Source organism: Acidovorax sp. sif0632 (genome assembly GCF_019218805.1).
Taxonomy (GTDB): domain Bacteria; phylum Pseudomonadota; class Gammaproteobacteria; order Burkholderiales; family Burkholderiaceae_C; genus Acidovorax; species Acidovorax facilis.
Window position 1 is genome coordinate 316,093 of the sequence record NZ_JAHUWW010000002.1, and the last position, 22,430, is coordinate 338,522.

Consider the following 22,430-nt stretch of genomic DNA (forward strand, 5'->3'; position numbering starts at 1 on the left):
CAGTCAACCGCCTGTGGATTCGCGGACGATGGACCAGCGGCCGTTGTGGTTCACCAGGTCCAGCGTCTTGCGGCTCGTGACGTTGAGCGCATCAGCAGTGTAGGCCTGCCGAAAACGGGCGGTGGCCTTGTCGCCATTGACCGCAACGGTAACGTCGGACAGCTGCACGTTGATCTTGGACTTGCCCACGATGCGCGCCTCGCGCTCCTTTTCCCACGCTGAGCGCGTCTGGCGGCCGGGTGGATCGAACGATTTGTCGTAGGCGCCCAGATAGGCCTGCATGTCTTTGGCCGACCAGGCGGCCGCCCATGCCTGCACGGCTGAGGTCACGGCCTGAACGGCTGCGGCGTCGCTTGCTGCTGCCGGGGTGGCTGAGGGTGCTGCGGTGGGGGCTTGGGCGATAGCAGGCGCAGGAGCAGGAGCTGCACTGGGCGCAGATGCGGGTACGGGTGTGGCTGCCGGGGTCGGTGCAGGGGCGGGGGCCACTGCTGCGGGTGGCGCTGGCCGCTGCGTGGCCACCACGGCAGGGGCCGTTGCCGGGGCGGCGGCGGCGGGGCGGCCTGGCTTGCCGGCGGTTTCAGGCGCGAACAGCTCGCGGATCAGTGCCAGCTTGGGCTTGACGGAATTGGCGTTGGTGGCGTCCAGCTGCAGCGCCTTGTTGTAGGCCTGGCTGGCCAGCTTGGCGTAGATGTCGCCCAGATTTTCGTGGGCAGTGGCGTAGCTGGGGTTGGTGCGGATTGCCATCTCCAGCGCCGTGCGTGCCTTGTCCAGCTGGTTCTGGTTGGCGTAGAGCACCGCCAGGTTGTTGTAGGGCTCGGGCAGCTCTGGGTATTCTTCGGTCAGCTTGGTGAAGGTGGTGATGGCATCGGCAGGCTTGCCCGAATCTGCCTGTGCCACGCCACGCAGGAAGCGCAGCTGCGGGTCGCGTGGGTTGGCGGCCAGGCGCTGATCGGCCTTGGCGAGCGCGTCGGCGGGCTTGCCTGCTTTGATCAGCTGGGTGATTTCTGTGTAGTCGTCGGCCTGGGCCGCGCCAGTGCCCAGCAGCGCGGTCAGTGCCAGCAGGCGCAGGAGGCGTGGAAGTGTGCGGCGGACTTGCTTCATGGGGGCTTCAAAGGTGTGGGGCAGCGTCTGTCCCGGGCGGGGGCTTATACTGCGGCGGATTGTAGCTGAGGGGGTTGTCATGACGGAACGCTGTTGCCGCGGGTGATTTCGCTGTAGGCCCCTCGCTGGGCCAACCCTTCGCCAGGGGCCTTTGCCCCCAGCTGCCGGGTGGATTTTCATTCACCCACCACCCCATCCCCCGTTACTGAAATCCCATGAGTTTGCGCATCTACAACACGCTGTCGCGTGCATTGGAAGACTTTTCCCCGCTCGAACCTGGCCATGTGCGCATGTATGTGTGCGGCATGACCATCTATGACCTGTGCCACATCGGCCACGCCCGCATGATGATGGCCTTTGACGTGGTGCAGCGCTGGCTCAAAAGCAGTGGCTACCGCGTTACCTACGTGCGCAACATCACCGATATCGATGACAAGATCATCAAGCGCGCGCTGGAGCGCGGCATCACCATCCGTCAGCTGACCGACGAGATGATTGCCGCCATGCACCAGGACATCGGCCTGCTGGGCATCGAGCCGCCCTCGGCCGAGCCCCGCGCCACCGAATACGTGCCCCAGATGCTGTCGCTGATCGGCCAGCTTGAGGGCAAAGGCCTGGCCTACCGTGCCAGCAATGGCGATGTGAATTACTCCGTGCGCAAGTTCGACGGCTACGGCAAGCTCTCGGGCAAGTCGCTCGATGAACTGCGTGCGGGTGAACGTGTGGCCGTGCTCGATGGCAAGGAAGACCCGCTCGACTTTGTGTTGTGGAAGTCTGCCAAGGCCGAGGAACCACCCGAGGCCAAGTGGGAAAGCGCTTTTGGCGCCGGCCGCCCCGGCTGGCACATCGAATGCTCGGCCATGAGCTGCGCCACGCTGGGCGAGACGTTTGACATCCACGGCGGCGGGGCTGATTTGCAGTTCCCCCACCACGAAAACGAAATCGCCCAGAGCGAAGGCGCCACGGGCAAGCCGCTCGCGAAGTTCTGGGTGCACAACGGTTTTGTGCGCGTGGACAACGAGAAGATGTCCAAGAGTCTGGGCAATTTCTTCACCATCCGCGACGTGCTCCAGCAGTACGACGCCGAGACGGTGCGGTTCTTCATCGTGCGGGCCCACTACCGCAGCGCGCTGAACTACAGCGATGCCCATCTGGACGACGCGCGCCAGGCGCTCAAGCGCCTGTACACGGCGCTGAGCCTGGTGGCGCCCTCCGATGTGGCGACCATCAACTGGGCCGATCCCTACGCCGCGCGTTTCAAGGCGGCCATGGACGAGGACTTTGGCACGCCCGAGGCCGTGGCCGTGCTGTTTGATCTGGCCGGTGAAGTCAACAAGACGCGATCGGCCGCGCTGGCGGGGCTGCTCAAGGCGCTGGGGGGATGCCTGGGCATTCTGCAAGGTGACCCCAAAGCCTTTCTGCAAGCGGGTGCCAGTGGCGTGGACGAGGCCGACATTCAGGCGCAGATCGCCGCCCGCGCTGCCGCGAAGGCTGCCAAGAACTTCGCTGAGGCCGACCGCATCCGCCAGGCGCTGCTTGCCCAGGGCATCGTGCTCAAGGATTCCGCCGCAGGCACGACCTGGGAAGCTGCGCAGTGAAGCTGGTTTTTATGTCAAATATGCCTCTGGCGGAGGTGGGGTAATCGGTGGCAGCTCTAAAAAAGATAGCGAGCGATGCTGTAACGCCGCCGCTGGTGCTGGCCACGCCCGACTACTGGGCGGAGGCCTGCAAGCACTTGGTGAAGAAGGACCGGGTGATGAAGCGCCTGATCCCGCAGTTGGGCGATGCCGCGCTGCGTACGCGGGGTGATGCGTTCGTCACGCTGGCGCGCAGCATCGTGGGCCAGCAGGTGTCCGTCACGGCGGCGCAGGCCGTGTGGGAGCGCTTCGTCGCGCTGCTGCCGCGCGGCATGAAGCCCGCCAGCGTGCTCAAGCTCAAGATCGACGACATGCGGGCCGCAGGCCTGTCGGCGCGCAAGGTGGATTACTTGGTGGACCTGGCCATCCACTTTGAACAAGGCAAGCTGCACGTGAAGGACTGGGCGGCGATGGACGACGAAGCCATCATTGCCGAACTGGTAGCGATCCGAGGCATTGGCCGCTGGACGGCCGAGATGTTCCTGATCTTCTACCTGATGCGCCCCAACGTATTGCCCTTGGATGACCCAGGGTTGATCGCAGGGATCAGTCACAACTATTTCTCGGGCGATCCCGTCAGCCGCAGCGATGCGCGCGAGGTGGCCGAGGCCTGGAAGCCATGGTGCAGCGTGGCAACTTGGTATATTTGGCGATCGCTCGACCCCCTGCCGGTGGCTTATTGAAAACGGCTGACCCAGCCTGACGCGCTTTACAAAACTCGTTAACCGTCGGTTACAGTGCGTGCCATTCGTATTCGTGGCAGCCGCAACCGGCGCGATCCCCTAGGAGAAAAACGTTGGCGAAAAAGACCTTTCTGGATTTCGAGCAGCCCATCGCCGAACTCGAATCCAAAATTGAAGAACTGCGCTACGTGCAGACCGAGAGTGCCGTCGATATCTCGGAAGAAATCGACCAGCTGAGCAAGAAGAGCCAGCAGCTCACCAAAGATATCTACAGCGAACTGTCGCCCTGGCAGATCACCAAGATTGCCCGGCACCCCGAGCGCCCCTACACGCTCGACTACGTGCGCGACATCTTCACCGACTTCGTGGAACTGCACGGCGATCGCCATTACGCGGACGACCTGTCCATCGTGGGCGGCCTAGCGCGTTTCAACGGCCACGCCTGCATGGTGCTAGGCCACCAGAAGGGGCGCGACACCAAGGAGCGCGCCATGCGTAACTTTGGCATGAGCAAGCCCGAGGGCTATCGCAAGGCCCTGCGCCTCATGAAAACGGCCGAGAAGTTCAAGCTGCCCGTGTTCACCTTTGTGGACACGCCCGGCGCCTACCCCGGCATCGACGCCGAAGAACGCGGCCAGTCTGAAGCCATCGGCCGCAACATTTTCGAGATGGCGCAGCTCGAAGTGCCCATCATTACCACCATTATTGGTGAAGGCGGCTCTGGCGGCGCACTGGCCATCAGCGTGGGTGACCAGGTCGTCATGCTGCAATACGCCATCTACTCCGTGATCAGCCCTGAGGGCTGCGCTTCCATCCTCTGGAAGACCAGCGACAAGGCACAGGAGGCTGCCGATGCCCTGGGCATCACCGCCCACCGCTTGAAGGCCCTGGGCCTGGTGGACAAGATCGTGAGCGAGCCCGTGGGCGGCGCCCACCGCGACCACAAGCAGATGGCGGCCTTCTTGAAGCGTGCCCTGGGCGATGCCTTCCGCCAGGTGGCCGACCTCAAGACCAAAGACCTGCTGGACCGCCGCTACGAGCGTCTGCAGAGCTATGGCCGCTTCAGCGACACCAAGGCCGATAGCCGCTGAGCGGTTGACTGCCCACCGCTCATTGCGCCCACGGCCCTTCGGGGCCGTTGTTGTTTTTGTGGTCAGAACCTAGCGCTCTGCGCGCTAACCACCACTGGCGCACAGGCTGATACCGGATGTAACATGGCTCAATCCTCCCGTCCGTGCGGGTGGATCAAGAAGGGGTGCCCCATGTCGCTTCTGAAGACGCTCAAAGGCCAGATTCTGGTGTTGTCCGCCCTGTGTATGGTGGCCGCCCTGCTGGTACTGACCCTGGTCAACTACTTTTCGGCACGCGGGCAGGCGCAGGTGTCGCTGGCGGAAGAGGGGCTGGCCACGGCCAAAAGCCACGCCGAGACCATTGAGGAATGGGCGCGGGGCAAGTCGGCGATCATTGCGGCGTCCGTCACCGCCTTTGAAGAGCCCGAGCCCGCCAAGCCGCTGGCCATGCTGCGGGACGCTGGCAAGTTCAGTACCGCCTATTTTGGCTATGCCGACAAAAAATACGTGTTCTCTGAAACGCGCAATTTGCCGGCAGATTACGACCCCACCGCACGGCCTTGGTACAAGCAGGCGGCGCAGGCGGGCACGTCGGTCGTCACGCCGCCCTATATTTCAGCGTCGGACCAGAAGCTCGTGGTGACGTTTGCCACCCCGGTGGGCGCAGGCGCCGCCCTCAAGGGGGTGGCGGCGGGCGATGTGTATATGGAGTCGGTGGTGGCCAATGTGGCCTCCATCCGGCCCACGCCCCAGAGCTTTGGGTTCCTGGTGTCAGCCGACGGAAAGATCATTGCCCACCGCGATCAGGCGCTTACCCTCAAGCCCATTGCGGAGCTGTCCAAAGACCTTGCGGTGGACAAATTGGTCGCAGCCGCCAAGGACAGTACCAGCCTGTTGCAAGCCGACATTGGAGGGCGCAACCGCCTGCTGAGTGTGGTTCCCATCGCTGGCACCTCGTGGATGCTGGTGGTGGCCCTGGATGAGAGCGAAGCGATGGCGCCCATCCGCTCCATGCTGGCCACATCCTTGATTTCCAGCGTGTTGGTGTTGCTGGTAGCCGTCGGGCTGCTGGGCGTGATCCTGACCCGGCGCCTGCGCCAGTTGACCCTGGTGCGCGACGCCATGCACGAGATCGGCACAGGCGACGGTGATCTGTCGCGCCGCATCGACGCACAGGGCGAAGACGAACTGGCGCAGATTGCTGCCAGCTTCAACAGCTTTGCGGGCAAGCTCTCGGGTGTGTTGGCGCAGATTCGTGATGCCAGCAGCTCGGTGCGCGTGGCGGCCGAAGAGATCGCCACGGGCAACCAGGACCTGAGCGGGCGCACCGAACTCACGGCCTCCAGCCTGGAGGAAACCTCCGCATCCATGCAGCAACTGACCGAAACCGTGCGCCATAACGCGGATTCAGCCCGCCAGGCCAACCAGCTGGTGGCCCAGGCATCCAGCGTGGCGCAGCACGGTGGCAAGGTGGTGGGCAATGTGGTGACCACCATGGAGCAGATCAATGCCGCGTCGCGCAAGATCAACGACATCATCGGAGTCATTGACGGCATCGCCTTCCAGACCAACATCCTCGCATTGAATGCGGCGGTGGAGGCAGCGCGCGCTGGCGAGCAAGGTCGTGGCTTTGCGGTGGTGGCCAGCGAAGTGCGCAGCCTGGCTGGGCGCAGTGCGGAGGCTGCCAAGGAAATCAAGCAGCTCATTAGCGCGTCGGTGGAGCAGGTGGAAAACGGCTCGCGCCTGGTGCATGACGCGGGCACCACGATGAAAGACATCGTGACCTCGGTGCAGCGCGTCACGGACATCATGGCCGAGATCACGGCCTCGACCAACGAGCAAAGCACCAGCATCAACGAGGTCGGGCAGGCGGTATCGCACCTGGACCAGATGACCCAGCAGAACGCGGCGCTGGTGGAGCAAAGCGCCGCCGCAGCCCAGAGCCTCAAGGACCAGTCGGTGCGGCTGTCGGAGGTGGTGGGCACGTTCCGCCTGTCCGCCGATGCCTCACGCGCCGGGCCGCGTTTGTCCGCGCCAGCCGGTTGATGGGATGAAGGGGGCAGGCGAGGGGAAGGTGCCCGCGATAATCGGCGCCCATGCATTCCCGCTCTGTCCATCGCTTTTGTGTGCTTGATGCGCCACCACCGCTCCGGGGCGCGGGCCGGGTGCCGCAGTGACCCAGTCTTTCGACGCTGCCATGCAGGCCTTTGCCCCCGCACTGCCACTGGCTGTGGGGCTGAGTGGCGGGGCTGACTCCACGGCGCTGCTGCTGGCTTGTGCGCGCCGGTGGCCTGGGCAGGTGCAGGCCATCCATGTGCACCACGGCCTGCAGGCGGCGGCCGATGGGTTTGAACGGCATTGCACTGCCTTGTGCCAAGGCCTTGGCGTGCCGCTGTGGGTGGAACGGTTGGATGCCCGCCATGCACCGGGCCAGAGCCCTGAAGATGCCGCCCGACAGGCAAGATACAAGGCTTTTGAGGCTGTAGCGCTTGCCAGTCAATCGCAAATAGCTATCAAATCAATAGCAATTGCGCAACATGCGGATGACCAGGTTGAGACGCTGCTGCTGGCGTTGTCACGTGGTGCAGGCGTGGCAGGGCTGGCCGCCATGCCTGCCCGCTGGGAACGCGCTGGCGTGGTGTGGCACCGCCCGTTGCTGCCGGTGGCCGCCGGAGACATTCGCAGCTGGCTGCGAGCGCAGGAACAGGGCTGGGTGGAAGACCCCACCAACACCGACGAACGCTACACCCGCAACCGTATCCGCGCGCAGCTACTGCCTGCGCTGGAGGCCGCCTTTCCGGCGTTTCGCGACACGTTCGCCCGCTCGGCCTCCAACGCCGCGCAGGCCGCTGAGCTGCTCGAAGAACTGGCGCAGCAGGACCTGGCGCGCGTCGGTGCACCGCCGCAGATCGCTGCACTGCAGGGCTTGAGCCGCTCGCGCCAGGCCAACGTGCTGCGCCACTGGTTGCGCCAGTTCCACCACACCACACCCGCGGCGGCGCAACTGGGCGAGCTGTTGGACCAGATTGCGGCCTGCACCACGCGCGGCCACCGCATCCACATCAAGGTGGGGCGTGGCTTTGTGGTGCGGACCGGGCCAGCCCTTGACTGGTGCGACCCCCAAGTTGGGGAGCTCTAGTTGCCCGAACATCGCAAGGCACCCTGCGAGGAAGACAAAAAATGGAACAAGCCGTCGTACCAGGCATCGTGGTCAACTGCGACGAGGCCAAGATCTCCGTGCTGGGCGTGCCCGGCAAGCGCGGCCTTGCCCGCGAGATCCTGGACGCGGTGGGCGATGCCAACATCGAAGTCGGCGTGATCATCCAGAACGTGAACAAGGACGGAAAAACCGACGTCAGCTTCACCGTGCACTGCAATGACTATGCCCGCACCATGGACCTGCTCCAGGAGAAAGTGGCACCCACACTGGGGGTGCAGGAACTGGTGGGGGACACCACCATCTGCGCGGTGAGCATCGCCGGTATCGGCATGCACAGCCCTGTGGGGATGGCCAGCAAGATGTTTAGTGCCCTGAGAGAAGAGGGCATCAACATCCAGATGATCTCCACGTCCGCAATCAAGACCTCGGTGGTGATCGACGAAAAGTACGCCGAGTTGGCCGTGCAAAGCCTGTGCAGAGCATTCGAGTGTGACCAGCAAGCCGTACCAGACTGCCTGAATCGGCTCAGAAATGGGGCATAATAGCGGGATTGGAAACGTGACCGAGTGGCCGAAGGTGCTCCCCTGCTAAGGGAGTATGGGGTGTAGAGCCTCATCGAGGGTTCGAATCCCTCCGTTTCCGCCAAGATAAAGCCCAAGTGATTCATTCACTTGGGCTTTTTTCTTGTGAAGCATTCGTCTTGGCGCCTTGTCTGCCGCGCCTGGCGAATCCGCCCTGACTCACGCTGCGCTCATTCGTCGATGGACGCGCTCCAGCGGCTGCCCCAATCGCCCCCCTTGCTGCTCACCTTGTCGATCTCGCGCCGATCCCGTTTGGTAGGGCGGCCTTCGTGCAGCGTGGCGGCGGGCTCTGGTGCCAGGCGGCGCAACTCCGCAGCCTTTTCGCGGGTGGCGATGCTATCGGGCGTTTCCTGGTACAGCTGTTGGGCGACAGGTGCCGGGCCGCGCGCTCCGCTCAGGCCCATCACCAGCACCGTACGGGCAACCGGCCCCTGGCGCAGCGCGACGGTATCGCCGCAGCGCAGGTCCCGCGCGGGTTTGGCCAGTTGGCCATTGACGGTGACGCGGCCTTTGCCGATTTCTTCGGTGGCCAGGCTGCGGGTTTTGTAAAAGCGCGCGCACCAGAGCCACTTGTCCAGCCGCATTGTCTCCAGGGTGTTCATGCCGGGGATTGTGCCGCGTGTGCGGGGTTGCCCATGTCAGCCGATGGCGCGGCCAGTGGCAGGCGCACCACGGCGTCCAGCCCTGTCAGTCTGCTGCCCACCATGCGGTTGGTTAAGGCGATGCTGCCACCGAGGGCTTGCACGATCTCATGGCAGATCGCCAGGCCCAGGCCGCTGCCCGCGCGCACGTCGCCGGCCGAAAAGGGCTGAAAGAGGCGTGTCGCCAGTTCGTCGTCGATGCCGGGGCCGTGGTCGCGGATGGTCAGCGCCACATGGTGGCTGTCGGTGCGCAGATCCACCGTGAGTTCACTGCCCTGTGGGGCGTGGCGCACGGCGTTGTGCAACAGGTTGCGGCTCAGCTCGCGCAGCATCCACTCATGAGCCTGCACCCGTGCGGGCTCGGTGTGTATGCCGAAATCCAGGTCGCGCTGGGCGATCAGGGGTGAGATTTCTAGCGCCACGGTACGCAGCATTTCGTCCAGCCGTGTGGTCGGTGGGGTGCTTTGCTGGCGCAGTTGCTCCACCTTGGCGAGGGCCAGCATCTGGTTCGCCAGCTGGGTCGCGCGGTCCACGGTGTCGCTGATTTCATGCAGAGCCTGCTGGGGCTCCACGTCGCCGCGCAGGGCGGACTGCACCTGGGTCTTGAGCACCGCCAGGGGCGTGCGCAACTGGTGCGAGGCATCGCGCACAAAGCGCTTCTGGTGTCGCAGCAGGTGGCGCAGGCGCTGCATGACCTCGTTGGTGGCATCGATGAGCGGCTGCAGTTCGCGCGGGGTGGAGGGAGCCGCGATGGGGCTCAGGTCGCCCTCCCTGCGCCCTTGTAGCTGCAGGCTCAGCTGCCGCACAGGGTGGATGGCCCGCTGCACCACCAGCACCACGGTCAACGCGATCACGGCGACGAGCAGGGCCTGGCGCAGCAGGGTATTGCGCAGAATCTGCAAGGCCAGGGTTTCGCGCACCTCCAGGGTTTCGGCCACCTGGATCACGGCCATGGTGCGGCCTTCCGAGCTTGCCACGGGCTGCAGCAGCACGGCCACGCGCACATCGCGCTCCCGAAAGCGGTCGTCGTAGAAATCCACCAATGCCGCATACGGCGGGCGGGCCGGTATCTGGCCGCGCCATACCGGCAGTTCGGCAAATCCAGAAACCAAGTCGCCTTGCAGGGTGGACACGCGGTAGAACATCTGGCTCTGGTTGTCTGCCTCAAAGGCTTCCAGCGCGGAGTAGGGCACCGTGGCGCGCAACTCTGCCGCTTCGTCGTAGCCCCTCACATCGAGTTGCTCGCTGATGCTTTTGGCCGATGCCAGCAGGGTGCGGTCATAGGCCGTATTGAGCGAGGCCAGGGTCTGCTGGTAGAGGCTGTAGGTGTTGAACCCGATGAACAGCACCACGGGCAGCAGAATACCCAGCAGCAGGCGCCTGCGCAACGAAGGGTGGCGGCCCGAGTCCGTTGCAGCGCTCATGTGTCGGCCCGCAGCAGGTAGCCCAGCCCGCGCAGGGTCATCAGCGTGAGGCCTGTGCCTGCCAGCTTCTTGCGCAGGCGGTACACCACGACCTCAATGGCCTCGTACTGCACATCCAGCTGGCCGGGGAACACCAGTTCGTACAGCCGCTCCTTCGTCACGGCATGGCCGGGCTGGGCGAGCAGGGCGTGCATCAGCGCCAGTTCGCGCGGTGTCAGCTCCATCACTTCGCCATTCAGGTAGAGCGCGCCGCTGTCCTTGTCGTAACGGATGGCGCCGATCTGCACGGTGCTGGGCGCCAGCGGCGCCACGGTGGGATCTGCGCTGCGCCGCACCAGGGCGCGCAGGCGCGCCTCCAGCTCGTCCAGGTCAAAGGGTTTGGGCAGGTAGTCATCGGCACCCGCGTTCAGGCCCATCACGCGGTCGCCCACAGTGCCGCGTGCAGTGAGGATGAGCACGGGGGTGCGCAGGCCGCGCGAGCGGGCCTGCTGCAGCACCTGCAGGCCGTCGAGCCCGGGCAGGGTCAGGTCCAGGATCACCGCGTCGGGCTGCCGTGCGGCCCACTGGCTGAGCGCCGCGCGGCCGTCGCCCACGGCGGTGACTTCCATGCCACGGCGTGTCAGGGCGCGGTGCAGCGTGGCTTGCATGGTGGGGTCATCTTCAACAAGAAGCAATTGCATGCGCGGCACCATAGCACCGTCTCATCGGGCCGGTCGCATGAGTGTTTTCCCTGAGTTCATGGACAGCCGTTTGACAGGCAGGGCGCGCATCATCGAGCGGTTCGCAAACCTTACAAGGAGACACCATGCGTCGCGATACCTTCCTCAAATCACTGGCTGCCATGGCCGCCGCAGGCGTGTTGCCTGTGTCGGCCCAGAGCGCTCCGGCCCTCAAGATGATGATTCCCGCCAACCCCGGCGGTGGCTGGGATTCCACCGGCCGTGCCCTGGGCAAGGCCATGCAGGATGCGGGCGCAGCGGCGTCGGTCTCCTATGACAACAAGGGTGGCGCCGCCGGTGCGATCGGTCTGGCCCAGTTCGTCAATGCCAGCAAGGGCGATCCCAACGCGATGATGGTGATGGGCGCCGTGATGCTGGGCGGCATCATCACCGGCAAGCCTCCGGTTGGCCTGGACAAGGTCACGCCCCTGGCGCGCCTGACCAGCGAATACAACGTGTTCGTGCTGCCCGCGAACTCGCCTTTCAAGACCATGAAGGATGTGGTGGACCAACTCAAGAAGGACCCCGGCAGCGTGAAGTGGGGCGGTGGTTCGCGCGGCTCCACCGAGCACATTGCGGCAGCCATGATTGCGCGCGAAGTGGGCGTGGACCCCGCCAAGATCAACTACGTGGCGTTCCGTGGGGGTGGTGAGGCCACCGCCGCCATCCTGGGCGGCAACGTCACCGTGGGCGGCAGCGGCTACAGCGAGTTTGCCGAGTACATCTCTGCGGGCAAGATGCGCGCCGTGGGCGTCACCTCGGGCTCGCGCCTGAAGGGCGTGAACGTGGCCACGCTCAAGGAGCAGGGCATCAACGTGGAAATCGGCAACTGGCGCGGCGTGTATGGCGCGCCCGGCATCACGGCCGAGCAGCGCAAGGCACTGATCGACGCCCTGTCCAAGACCTTCAAGCACAAGGCCTGGCAGGATGCCATGGAGAAGAACGGCTGGACCCCTGCATGGATGGCGGGTGACGAGTTTGCCAACTTTGTGGACGCCGAGTTCGCCAGCATGCGCGCCACGATGGCCAAGTCTGGAATGATCTGATCTGAGACAAGCAAGCAGGTCAAGGCGCTGGCTGCGCGCCCCTGACAGGGGTGTGCGGCCATGCCGCCGGCCGCTCGGTGCGAAAGAAAAACATGACACAACAACATTCATCGCGCTCCAAGCCTTTGCAGACCTTGATCGGTGCGGGGCTGGTGGTGCTGGCGCTGTGCCTGGCCTGGGGGGCCAGTTCGGTCAGCTCTGAGGCTGGCTATGGCGGTGTAGGCCCCAATTTCTTTCCCTGGGTGGTCAGCATTGCCATCCTGATTTGTGGTGTGCTTTGCGTGGTGCACGCGCTGACAGGCGGGTTTCGCGACCTGGAAGAAGGGTCCGGCGACACGCACGCCCACTGGAAGGGCTTCATCTGGGTGTCGGCCGGGCTGCTGCTCAATGCCTTGCTCATCACCACGCTGGGCTTCATCCTGAGTTGCGCACTGTGCTTTGTGCTGTCGGTGCGGGGCTTCAGGAGTTCGGAAGGCGAGTTGGACCTGCGCCTGCAGGCCTGGATCAAAGACTCCGCCATCGGCGTGGCCGTGTCTGCGCCTGTGTTCTGGATGTTTACGCAATTGCTGGCCATCAACCTGCCCGGCCTGACCAATACGGGGTGGCTGTAAAGCCTGCATGTTATGGATACCTTAAACCTTTTGATGCAGGGTTTTGCGACCGCTGCAACACCCATCAACCTGATGTGGGCCTTTGTGGGCTGCATCATCGGCACCGCCGTGGGCGTGTTGCCTGGCATTGGCCCGGCCGTGGCCGTGGCCATGCTGCTGCCCATCACCGTCAAGGTCGAGGCCACGGCCTCCATGATCTTCTTTGCGGGCATCTACTACGGCGCCATGTACGGCGGCTCCACCACCTCCATCCTGCTTAACACGCCCGGTGAGGCCGGGTCCATGGTCACGGCCATGGAGGGCAACAAGATGGCCAAAAGCGGCCGCGCCGGTGCGGCGCTGGCCACCGCTGCCATTGGCTCGTTTGTGGCGGGCACCATTGCGACCATCCTGGTCACGTTCTTTGCGCCCCTGGTCGCGGAATACGCTGTGCGCCTTGGTCCGCCCGAATACTTCATGCTGATGGTGCTGGCCTTCACCACCGTGAGCGCGGTGCTGGGCAAGAGCACGCTGCGTGGCATGGTCGCGCTGTTCGTTGGCCTGGCCATGGGCCTCATTGGTATCGACCAACTCACCGGGCAAGCCCGCTACACCGGCGGTGTGCCAGAGCTGATGGACGGCATCGAGGTCGTGCTGATCGCCGTGGGCCTGTTTGCCGTGGGCGAAGCCCTGTACAACGTGATGTACGAAGGCCGCACCGACGAAACGCAGAACCGCCTGACCAGCACGCACATGACCAAGGAGGAGTGGAAGCGCTCCTGGCCTGCGTGGATTCGCGCCACGTTCATCGGTTTTCCGTTTGGCACCGTGCCCGCTGGCGGTAGCGAGATTCCGACCTTCCTGAGCTATGCCGCTGAAAAGAAGCTGAGCAAGAACCCCGAAGAGTTCGGCACCACCGGCGCCATCGAAGGTGTGGCCGGCCCCGAAGCCGCCAACAACGCGGCCATCACGGCCACGCTGATCCCGCTGCTCACGCTGGGCATTCCCACATCGAACACCACGGCCATCCTGCTTGGCGCGTTCCAGAACTACGGCATCCAGCCAGGCCCCCAGCTGTTTGACACCAACGGTGCGCTGGTGTGGGCGCTGATCGCGTCGATGTACATCGGCAACGTGATGCTGCTCATCCTGAACCTGCCTTTGGTGGGCCTGTGGGTCAAGCTGCTGAACATTCCCAAGTCATACCTGTACGCGGGCATTCTGGTGTTCTCCACGCTCGGTGTGTATGGCATGCGCCAAAGCGCGTTCGACCTGGTGCTGCTGTACGCCATTGGCCTGTTGGGAGTGGTGATGCGCCGCTTTGACTTCCCGGCTGCGCCGGTGGTGGTGGGCATGATCCTGGGTCCCTTGGCGGAAGCCCAGATGCGCAATGCCGTGGCCATTGGCGAAGGCAAGTGGAGCATCTTCGTGGAGCGTCCAGGCTCGCTGACCCTGATCGTCATCGTGCTGGCCGTGCTGATCGTGCCGCGCCTGCTGCGGCGCTGGGCGGCGCGCAAGCTGGCATTGGTGCAGACTTGACCGGCGCGCAGCGCGCGCCCTTCACCCAAAAAAAAACCGCGCTGCAATGGCGCGGTTTTTTGTTTCTTGGGGCACCCGTTGGCACGGGTGTTTTTTCAGCATCTGCGCAAGCCAGACACCGGGGGCTGGACGCCCCCGGTGCCCTCCCCACCAAGGTGACTTGCGTGCTCACAAGCCGTGGATCGTACCATAAAATGCGAATAGTTCTTATTTGCAAAGGTGGCGCATGCATTCACTTCCGCAGGAGTTTCTGGCACTTTGCCGCCACTTGGGCGATGTGCAAAAGCGCTGCAGTGCCACGGTGGCAGCCCAGGCGGCGCAGATCGAGGCCCTCCAGGCCCAGGTGCTGCGGCTGCGTGCCGAGGTGATCGTGCGGGACACGCGCCTGGCTATGGCGCAGGATGCGCTGGCGCAGTGGAAAGCGGCCCACCCCAGCCTGCCGCGCCGCAAGGCGATGGCCCGCCACATCAGCATGCTGGCCGAGCGCATTGCCAGTCTGTCGCGCGAATGCCTGCGCTGGCGGCTGGCGGCCGAGGCGCCCGCCCAGCCCGTGCAGCCCGAACGTAGTCTGGACGTGGCAGGCCATCCTTCTGCGGCCAAGGGCAAAGGCTGCGCCGAGCCCGATGCCGCGCCGGACGGCACCCTGGACGCCAATCTGGCCGCTGCCGACCTGGTGATCTGCCAGACGGGCTGCATCAGCCATGACGAGTACTGGCGCGTGCAGGACCACTGCCGCCGCACGGGCAAGCCCTGCATCCTGGTGGACCAACCCCTGGCCGTGCGCGAGGCCGAGGCGCTGGCCGCCGTTCAGCCCATGGTGGTTCTGCGCATGACGCGCGCGCAGCGCCCGGTGGGCAATGCACAGGCGACCGACGGGTATGTGGTTCTGGATAAAAATAGCCTCTAGCGCTTGATGATATTGTGCTCATAGCTATAAAAATAGTAGCATCTGGATTTGCAGGTAAATGCGCGGCAGCTGCGCGGCAGCTGCGCGGTGACAGCGGCGTGACTGTTCTTCGGCCCACCCCGCCGCGCTACCATCCGCAGATGCCTTTGCTCACCGATGACGCCCCCGCACTGCCGCTGGATGCCCAGGGCATCCTGGAACTGGCGGCACGCTCCATGTTTCAGCTGTTCTCCAGCGTCAGCCAGGGCATGTTCCTGGTGGACCGCAGCGGGCGCATCGTGTGGGTGAACGAGGGCTACCAGCGTTTTCTGCCCGACCTTGGGTTCTCTTCGGTGGACCAGTTTGTCGGCCGCACGGTGGAAGAGGTGATCCCCAACACCCAGATGCGCCGCGTGCTCGAAACCGGCCAGCCCGTGCTCATTGACCTGCTCACCAACAAGGCGGGCACCTTCGTGGTCAGCCGCATCCCGCTGCGCGACGATGCGGATCGCGTGATCGGCGCCATCGGCATCGTGTTGTTCGACCACCCCGAGACCACGCTGCAGCCGCTGATCAGCAAGTTTGCCCTGCTGCAGCGCGATCTGGACGATGCCCGGCGCGAGCTGGCCAGCCAGCGGCGGCGCAGCCTGACGGTGGCGGGTGACGGCGAGCGGCGGTCCAAATACACCTTTGCCAGCTTCATCGGGTCGAGCCCCGCTGCGGCCGAGGTCAAGCGCCAGGCACGCCGTGCAGCGCAGTCCACCAGCCCGGTGCTGCTGCTGGGCGAGACAGGCACCGGCAAAGAGCTGCTGGCCCACGCCATCCACGCTGCATCCAGCCGTGCAAGCGGCCCGTTTGTCAGCGTCAACATCGCTGCCGTGCCCGACACGCTGCTGGAGGCCGAGTTCTTTGGCGTGGCGCCCGGCGCCTACACCGGCGCGTCGGCCAAGGGGCGCGATGGCAAGTTCAAGCTGGCCGATGGCGGCACGCTGTTCCTCGACGAAATCGGCGATATGCCCCAAAGCCTGCAGGCCAAGCTGCTGCGCGCGCTGCAGGAAGGGGAGATCGAGCCGCTGGGCAGCAACAAGCTCGTGCCCTTCAACGTACGCATCCTGGCCGCCACCTCGCGCGATCTGGCTGGCCTGGTGCGTGAAGGCAAGTTCCGCGAAGACCTGTTTTACCGCCTGCACGTGCTGCCGGTGCGCGTGCCACCACTGCGTGCGCGGCGCAGTGACATTCCGGCACTGGTCGAGGCTCTGGGCGATGACCTGGCGCTGCGCAACGGCACGCCACCGCCTGAGCTGATGCCCGAGGCCATGGCCTTGCTCGCTGGCCAGCCCTGGCGCGGCAACATCCGCGAGCTGCGCAACGTGCTGGAGCAGGCCGTGATGCGCAGCGAGGGCCAGTCCATCGACGCGGCGCAGCTCGAACGCATCCTGCGCGAAGCGGGCGTGGAGCCCGCCGCGCCGGTGCAGGACACCACCGCCGTGGTGGTCGAGGCCGAGGACGAGTCGCGCTACCTGCGGCCCCTGGCCGAGCAGGTGGCCGAACTGGAGCAGCGGGCCATCCATGCCGCCATGAAGGCCCATGGCGGCAACAAGCTGGCCACGGCGCGGCAGCTCGGTATCTCACGCGCCACGCTCTATGGACGTCTGGAAAACCCTGAATAAATTTCAGGCAATTGCCTGAAAGTTAGACATTTATTGTGTATTGAATTCAGGCATTGTCTCCAGTGTGTGAGGAAAATTTTCTTTGAAATCAAGCACTTGGCTGCTGGCACAGACTGTGCAATAAAGAAGCATCACAACAGGAGACATCGCCATGCACCGTCGCACTCTGGTCGCCCTCGCTTCCGCAGCCGTTACCGCCGCCACACTTTCCGCCCCCGCATTCGCACAGACCGGCGAAATCCGCATTGCCCACGTGTACAGCAAGACCGGCCCTCTGGAGGCCTATGGCAAGCAGACCCAGACTGGCCTGATGATGGGGCTGAACTACGCCACCGGCGGCAGCATGACGGTCAATGGCAAGAAGCTGGTGGTGATCGAGAAAGACGACCAGGGCAAGCCCGACCTGGGCAAGAGCCTGCTGGCCACCGCGTACTCTGACGACAAGGCCGACATCGCCGTCGGCCCCACCGCATCGGGCGTGGCCCTGGCCATGCTGCCGGTGGCCGAGGAATACAAAAAGATCCTGCTGGTCGAGCCCGCCGTGGCCGACTCGATCACCGGCGACAAATGGAACAAGTACATCTTCCGCACAGGCCGCAACAGCAGCCAGGACGCCATCTCCAACGCCGTGGCGGTGGACAAGGAAGGCGTGACCATTGCCACCCTCGCTCAAGACAACGCGTTTGGCCGCGATGGCGTGAAAGCCTTCAAGGACTCGGTCAAGAAGGCCAAGCTTGCCCACGAGGAATACCTGCCCGCTGCCACCACCGACTTCACCGCCGGTGCCCAGCGCCTGATCGACAAGCTCAAGGACCAGCCCGGCCGCAAGATCATCTGGGTGGTCTGGGCCGGTGCAGGCAACCCCTTTAAGATCGCCGACATGGACTTGAAGCGCTATGGCATCGAGATCTCCACGGGCGGCAACATCCTGCCCGCCATGGCCGCGTACAAGAACTTCCCCGGCATGGAAGGCGCTACGTACTACTACTTCGGCATCCCCAAGAACCCCGTGAACGAAGCCCTGGTGGCTGCGCATTACAAGGAGTTCAAGACTCCGCCAGACTTCTTCACCGCCGGTGGTTTCAGCTCGGCCATGGCGCTGGTCACGGCGCTCAAGGCCACGGGTGGCGACACCAACACCAACAAGCTCATCAAGACCATGGAGGGCATGAGCTTTGACACCCCCAAGGGCAAGATGACTTTCCGCAAGGAAGACCACCAGGCCATGCAGAGCATGTACCACTTCAAGATCAAGGTGGACCCGGCCTTTGCCTGGGGCGTGCCCGAACTGGTGCGCGAGATCAAGCCTGAAGAAATGAACGTGCCGATTCGCAACAAGCGATAAGCCGGTCTTTTCGATGCGTTAGCGAGGCCCGTCGGACAGGATCACCGTCCTGCTCCTTCGGGGTTCATCCCGCAGGGGCGGCCGCCCCTCTTTTTCCAGTGAATTGATGCATGAACCCCCGGATTACACGGGGGCTGGGTCAGACTTTCTCAAAATTATTTGGAGACAAGACAACATGGCTTTCAATTTCATCCGGGCGGCAGCAGCAGGGGCTGCGATTGCACTCTGTGGCGTGGCCAGTGTTCACGCTGCCGTCAACCTCCCCGCCCTCAAGATCGACAAGACGCAGACCACCGTTTCCGGTCTGTCCTCGGGCGGCTTCATGGCCGTGCAGCTGCATGTGGCGTACTCGGCCACGTTTGCCAAGGGCGTGGGGGTGGTGGCGGGCGGGCCGTTCTATTGCGCCGAGGGCTCAGTCGTCAATGCCACGGGGCGCTGCATGGCCAGCCCCACGGGTATTCCCACCAGCACGCTTGTGAACACCACCAACACCTGGGCCGGCCAGGGCGTGATCGACCCCGTGGCCAACCTGCAGAACTCCAAGGTCTACCTGTTCTCGGGCACGCTCGACAGCGTGGTCAAGACGGGGGTGATGGATGCACTGCGCACCTACTACAACAGCTTCGTGCCAGCGGCCAACGTGGTCTACAAGAAGGACGTCGCATCAGAGCACGCGATGGTGACGGACGACTACGGCAACGGTTGTTCCACCAAGGGTGCCCCCTACATCAGCGATTGCAACTTCGACCTGGCAGGCGCCATGCTGCAGCACCTGTACGGCACGCTGAACGCACGCAACAACGCCACGCTGCCCACCGGCAATTTCATCGAGTTCAACCAGAGCGAATTCATCACCAACCACGGCATGGCCACCACGGGCTGGGCCTATGTGCCCCAGGCCTGCCAGGCGGGTGGCACGGCCACCTGCAAGCTGCATGTGGTGTTGCATGGCTGCAAGCAGAACGTGAACGACGTGCAGCAGCAGTACGTGCGCAACACGGGCTACAACCGCTGGGCCGACAGTAACAACTTCGTGATGCTGTACCCGCAGACCAGCCTGGCCGCCACCAACAGCTGCTGGGACTGGTGGGGCTATGACAGCGCCAACTATTCCAAGAAGTCCGGCCCGCAGATGGCTGCCATCAAGGCCATGGTGGACCGCGTGGGAAGCGGTGGAACCACCAACCCACCGGTGGACCTGCCAGCCCCCACGGGCGTGAGCACCTCGGGCGCCACGGCCAGCAGCATGGCGATTGGCTGGAACGCCGTGAGCGGAGCGGCCAGCTACAACGTGTACCGCAATGGCAACAAGACCAATGCGCTGCCCGTGACTGCCACGAATTTCACCGACACCGGCCTGGCCGCATCCACCACCTACAGCTGGACGGTGCGTGCCGCTGATGGCAACGGCGCCGAGGGCGCCTTGTCCGCCGCTGCATCCGGCACCACGCTGGCCGCATCGGGCGGCGGCACGGGCACCTGCACCACGGCCAGCAACTACGCCCACACCATGGCGGGCCGTGCCTACGTGTATGGCGGCTACACCTTCGCGCTGGGTTCCAACCAGAGCATGGGGCTGTGGAACATCTTTGTGAACAACACGCTGAAACAAACCAGCCCCAACTACTACGTCATCGGAACTTGCCCTTGACGTGAAAAAGGGGGCGGCCGCCCCCTCGACCAACGATGACTACCGTGAAAGTGAACCACCACCCATGAGCACCTTGGCCACCAAGGACTTGACCATCCGCTTTGGCGGCCACGTGGCGGTCAATGCCGTGACCTGCTCTTTCGAGCCCGGCACGCTGACCGCCATCGTGGGCCCCAATGGCGCGGGCAAGACCACGTACTTCAACCTCATCTCGGGGCAACTCAAGGCCACCAGCGGCAGCGTCACGCTGGGCGGGCAGGACCTGACCGGCCAGTCCGTCTCGGCGCGCACGCATGCGGGCCTGGGCCGGGCGTTCCAGCTCACCAACCTGTTCCCCAACCTCAGCGTGCTCGAGAACGTGCGCCTGGCCGTGCAGGCCACGCAAGAGGGCAAGCACCGCCGGGGCCTGAACCTGTGGAGCATCTGGAGCGACCACCATGCGCTGACCGAGCGGGCTGAATCCATCCTGCAGACGGTGGCCATGTACGAGCGTCGCGACACGCCCGTGGCCAGCCTGCCGCATGGCGACCAGCGCAAGCTCGAAGTGGCGCTGCTCATGGCGCTGGAGCCGCAGGTCTACATGTTCGACGAACCCACGGCCGGCATGAGCCACGACGAAGCGCCCGTGATCCTGAACCTGATCCGTGATCTGAAGAAGGACAAGACCAAGATCATCCTGCTGGTGGAGCACAAGATGGACGTGGTGCGCGAGCTGGCCGACCGCATCATCGTGCTGACCAACGGCACGCTGGTGGCCGACGGCCCACCGGCCGAGGTGATCGCATCGCCCGTGGTGCAGGAAGCCTACCTCGGTGTAACCAAGGAGGCCGCCGCATGACCACCACCACCAACAACACGGGCAATCTGCTCGAACTCCAGGGCGTGCACACGCACATCGGCGCGTACCACATCCTGCACGGCGTGGATCTGGCCGTGCCCAAGGGCCAGCTCACCATGCTGCTGGGCCGCAACGGCGCGGGCAAGACGACCACGCTGCGCACCATCATGGGCCTGTGGCATGCGTCCAAAGGCTCGGTCCACTTTGCAGGCAAAGACATCACGGCGCTGAACACCCCGCAGATCGCGGGCATGAACATCGCCTACGTGCCCGAGAACATGGGCATCTTCGCCGACCTCACGGTGAAGGAAAACATGCTGCTTGCCGCCCGCAGCGCGCGCAATGCCGCGCAGATGGACGAGGCGCGGCTGCAGTGGATCTTCAAGCTCTTCCCCGCCGTGGAGAAGTTCTGGAACCACCCGGCCGGCAAGCTCAGCGGCGGGCAAAAGCAGATGGTGGCCGTGAGCCGCGCCATCGTCGAGCCGCGCGACCTGCTCATCGTGGATGAGCCCAGCAAAGGCCTGGCGCCCGCCATCATCAACAACATGATCGAGGCGTTCGACCAGCTCAAAAAGAGCGGCGTGACCATCCTGCTGGTCGAGCAGAACATCAACTTTGCCAAGCGGCTCGGCGACACCGTGGCCGTGATGGACAACGGCCAGGTGGTGCATGCAGGCAGCATGGCTGCGCTGGCCGAAGACGAAGCACTGCAGCGCTCGCTGCTGGGGTTGGCACTATGAGTTTTGCACCAGATTTCAAGCCTTTTGGGCTGCTAGCGCTTGATGGTAAAGCGATAGCAGCTATTAAAAATGTAGCAAATGCGCAGATGCCGCCTGCCATGCAAGGAGGCCGCGTATGAGCGCCATCACCCGTGACTTCGACTGGAAGCCCCTGGCCCTGGTACCCGCGCTCGCGCTGCTGGTGCTGCCCTTCATCGGCTCACCCAGCACCTGGCTCACGCTCACCGTGGCGGGCCTGGCGATGGGCATGATCATCTTCATCATCGCCTCGGGCCTCACGCTGGTGTTCGGCCTGATGGACGTGCTCAACTTCGGCCACGGCGTGTTCATTGCCTTGGGCGCCTTCGTGGCCACCAGCGTGCTGGGCGCCATGGGCGACTACACCCAAAGCGCTGACCTGTGGCGCAACCTGATGGCCGTGCTGCCCGCCATGCTCGTGGCCATGGCCGTCGCCGGGGCCGTGGGCCTGGCGTTCGAGCGCTTCATCGTGCGGCCCGTGTACGGCCAGCATTTGAAGCAGATCCTCATCACCATGGGAGGCATGATCATTGGTGAAGAACTGATCAAGGTCATCTGGGGCCCCGCGCAGATTCCGCTGCCGCTGCCCGAAGCCATGCGCGGTTCGCTGCTGGTGGGCGACGCCGCCATCGAAAAATACCGCCTGATCGCCGTGGCGGTGGGCCTGGTGGTCTTCGGCGTACTGGCCTGGACGCTGTCGCGCACCAAGGTCGGCCTCTTGATCCGCGCCGGTGTGCAAGACCGCGAGATGGTCGAGAGCCTGGGCTACCGCATCCGCCGCCTGTTCGTGGGCGTGTTCGTGGTGGGCTCGGCCCTGGCGGGCCTGGGCGGCGTGATGTGGGGGCTTTACCAGCAGAACGTGATCCCGCAGATGGGCGCACAGGTCAATGTGCTGATCTTCATCGTGATCATCATCGGAGGCCTCGGCAGCACGGGTGGCGCGCTCATTGGCGCGCTGCTGGTGGGGCTGATGGCCAACTACACCGGCTTCCTGGTGCCCAAAGTGGCGCTGTTCTCCAACATCGCGTTGATGGTGGCCATCTTGCTCTGGCGTCCCCAGGGTGTCTATCCAGTTGCCAACCGCTGATGAG

General features: G+C 64.4%; 19 protein-coding genes, 1 tRNA gene and 1 pseudogene. 17 read left to right on the forward strand and 4 right to left on the reverse strand.

What is annotated here, in order from left to right:
* Positions 1–3: 3 nt before the first annotated feature.
* A complete protein-coding gene (locus KW832_RS06525) occupies positions 4–1,101 on the reverse strand; it encodes a nuclear transport factor 2 family protein (protein ID WP_218299286.1) in 1,098 nt (365 codons plus the stop codon).
* Between the two features lie 215 nt (positions 1,102–1,316).
* Between KW832_RS06525 and cysS the strand changes: the two genes are divergently transcribed.
* From cysS to KW832_RS06560, 7 genes and pseudogenes are all read left to right on the forward strand, one after another.
* Entirely contained in the window at positions 1,317–2,699 is a 1,383-nt protein-coding gene (gene cysS / locus KW832_RS06530; protein ID WP_218299287.1) for a cysteine--tRNA ligase, read from the forward strand.
* 47 nt (positions 2,700–2,746) lie between these two features.
* Positions 2,747–3,421 (forward strand): DNA-3-methyladenine glycosylase, encoded by a 675-nt coding sequence (locus KW832_RS06535; protein WP_370628641.1) that lies wholly within the window; start codon positions 2,747–2,749, stop codon positions 3,419–3,421.
* A gap of 113 nt (positions 3,422–3,534) precedes the next feature.
* A complete protein-coding gene (locus tag KW832_RS06540; RefSeq protein ID WP_055400675.1) occupies positions 3,535–4,512 on the forward strand; it encodes an acetyl-CoA carboxylase carboxyltransferase subunit alpha in 978 nt (325 codons plus the stop codon).
* 171 nt (positions 4,513–4,683) lie between these two features.
* On the forward strand, positions 4,684–6,537 hold the full coding sequence (locus KW832_RS06545; protein ID WP_218299288.1) for a methyl-accepting chemotaxis protein: 1,854 nt from the start codon (positions 4,684–4,686) through the stop codon (positions 6,535–6,537).
* A gap of 127 nt (positions 6,538–6,664) precedes the next feature.
* A complete protein-coding gene (tilS, locus tag KW832_RS06550; protein WP_218299289.1) occupies positions 6,665–7,630 on the forward strand; it encodes a tRNA lysidine(34) synthetase TilS in 966 nt (321 codons plus the stop codon).
* A gap of 38 nt (positions 7,631–7,668) precedes the next feature.
* Positions 7,669–8,193: pseudogene (locus KW832_RS06555) on the forward strand (ACT domain-containing protein); the annotation flags it as partial.
* A 10-nt stretch (positions 8,194–8,203) separates the two neighbouring features.
* Positions 8,204–8,296, forward strand: a tRNA-Ser gene (locus KW832_RS06560).
* A gap of 106 nt (positions 8,297–8,402) precedes the next feature.
* Here the strand turns inward: KW832_RS06560 and KW832_RS06565 are convergent.
* From KW832_RS06565 to KW832_RS06575, 3 genes are read right to left on the reverse strand one after another with little or no spacing between them, the layout of a single operon-like run.
* The gene (locus tag KW832_RS06565; RefSeq protein WP_218299291.1) at positions 8,403–8,834 is read right to left on the reverse strand and encodes an RNA-binding S4 domain-containing protein; all 432 of its coding nucleotides are present in this window, start codon (positions 8,832–8,834) and stop codon (positions 8,403–8,405) included.
* Positions 8,831–10,297, reverse strand: coding sequence for a sensor histidine kinase (locus tag KW832_RS06570; protein ID WP_218299292.1), 1,467 nt, complete (start codon positions 10,295–10,297; stop codon positions 8,831–8,833). Before KW832_RS06570 ends, KW832_RS06565 begins: the two co-directional genes overlap by 4 nt.
* Entirely contained in the window at positions 10,294–10,977 is a 684-nt protein-coding gene (locus tag KW832_RS06575) for a response regulator transcription factor (RefSeq protein WP_055400466.1), read from the reverse strand. The genes KW832_RS06570 and KW832_RS06575 overlap by 4 nt, the downstream gene beginning before the upstream one ends.
* 125 nt (positions 10,978–11,102) lie before the next feature.
* Here KW832_RS06575 and KW832_RS06580 point away from each other — a divergent pair, with 125 nt between their 5' ends.
* From KW832_RS06580 to KW832_RS06625, 10 genes are all read left to right on the forward strand, one after another.
* Entirely contained in the window at positions 11,103–12,062 is a 960-nt protein-coding gene (locus KW832_RS06580) for a tripartite tricarboxylate transporter substrate binding protein (protein ID WP_055400423.1), read from the forward strand.
* Positions 12,063–12,154: 92 nt separating this feature from the next.
* Complete coding sequence (locus KW832_RS06585; RefSeq protein WP_055400468.1) at positions 12,155–12,673, forward strand: tripartite tricarboxylate transporter TctB family protein; 519 nt, start codon at positions 12,155–12,157, stop codon at positions 12,671–12,673.
* Positions 12,674–12,685: 12 nt separating this feature from the next.
* Entirely contained in the window at positions 12,686–14,191 is a 1,506-nt protein-coding gene (locus KW832_RS06590) for a tripartite tricarboxylate transporter permease (RefSeq protein ID WP_055400425.1), read from the forward strand.
* A gap of 226 nt (positions 14,192–14,417) precedes the next feature.
* The gene (locus tag KW832_RS06595; RefSeq protein WP_218299293.1) at positions 14,418–15,098 is read left to right on the forward strand and encodes a DUF2325 domain-containing protein; all 681 of its coding nucleotides are present in this window, start codon (positions 14,418–14,420) and stop codon (positions 15,096–15,098) included.
* A gap of 140 nt (positions 15,099–15,238) precedes the next feature.
* Positions 15,239–16,747, forward strand: a complete 1,509-nt coding sequence (locus tag KW832_RS06600) for a sigma-54-dependent Fis family transcriptional regulator (protein WP_055400429.1) — start codon at positions 15,239–15,241, stop codon at positions 16,745–16,747.
* A gap of 151 nt (positions 16,748–16,898) precedes the next feature.
* A complete protein-coding gene (locus KW832_RS06605; RefSeq protein ID WP_121419552.1) occupies positions 16,899–18,092 on the forward strand; it encodes a substrate-binding domain-containing protein in 1,194 nt (397 codons plus the stop codon).
* 175 nt (positions 18,093–18,267) lie between these two features.
* Positions 18,268–19,743, forward strand: a complete 1,476-nt coding sequence (locus tag KW832_RS06610) for a PHB depolymerase family esterase (protein ID WP_218299294.1) — start codon at positions 18,268–18,270, stop codon at positions 19,741–19,743.
* Between the two features lie 64 nt (positions 19,744–19,807).
* A complete protein-coding gene (locus KW832_RS06615) occupies positions 19,808–20,581 on the forward strand; it encodes an ABC transporter ATP-binding protein (protein ID WP_055400470.1) in 774 nt (257 codons plus the stop codon).
* On the forward strand, positions 20,578–21,321 hold the full coding sequence (locus tag KW832_RS06620; RefSeq protein ID WP_055400434.1) for an ABC transporter ATP-binding protein: 744 nt from the start codon (positions 20,578–20,580) through the stop codon (positions 21,319–21,321). Before KW832_RS06615 ends, KW832_RS06620 begins: the two co-directional genes overlap by 4 nt.
* A gap of 115 nt (positions 21,322–21,436) precedes the next feature.
* The gene (locus KW832_RS06625) at positions 21,437–22,426 is read left to right on the forward strand and encodes a branched-chain amino acid ABC transporter permease (RefSeq protein WP_055400436.1); all 990 of its coding nucleotides are present in this window, start codon (positions 21,437–21,439) and stop codon (positions 22,424–22,426) included.
* Positions 22,427–22,430: the final 4 nt, after the last annotated feature.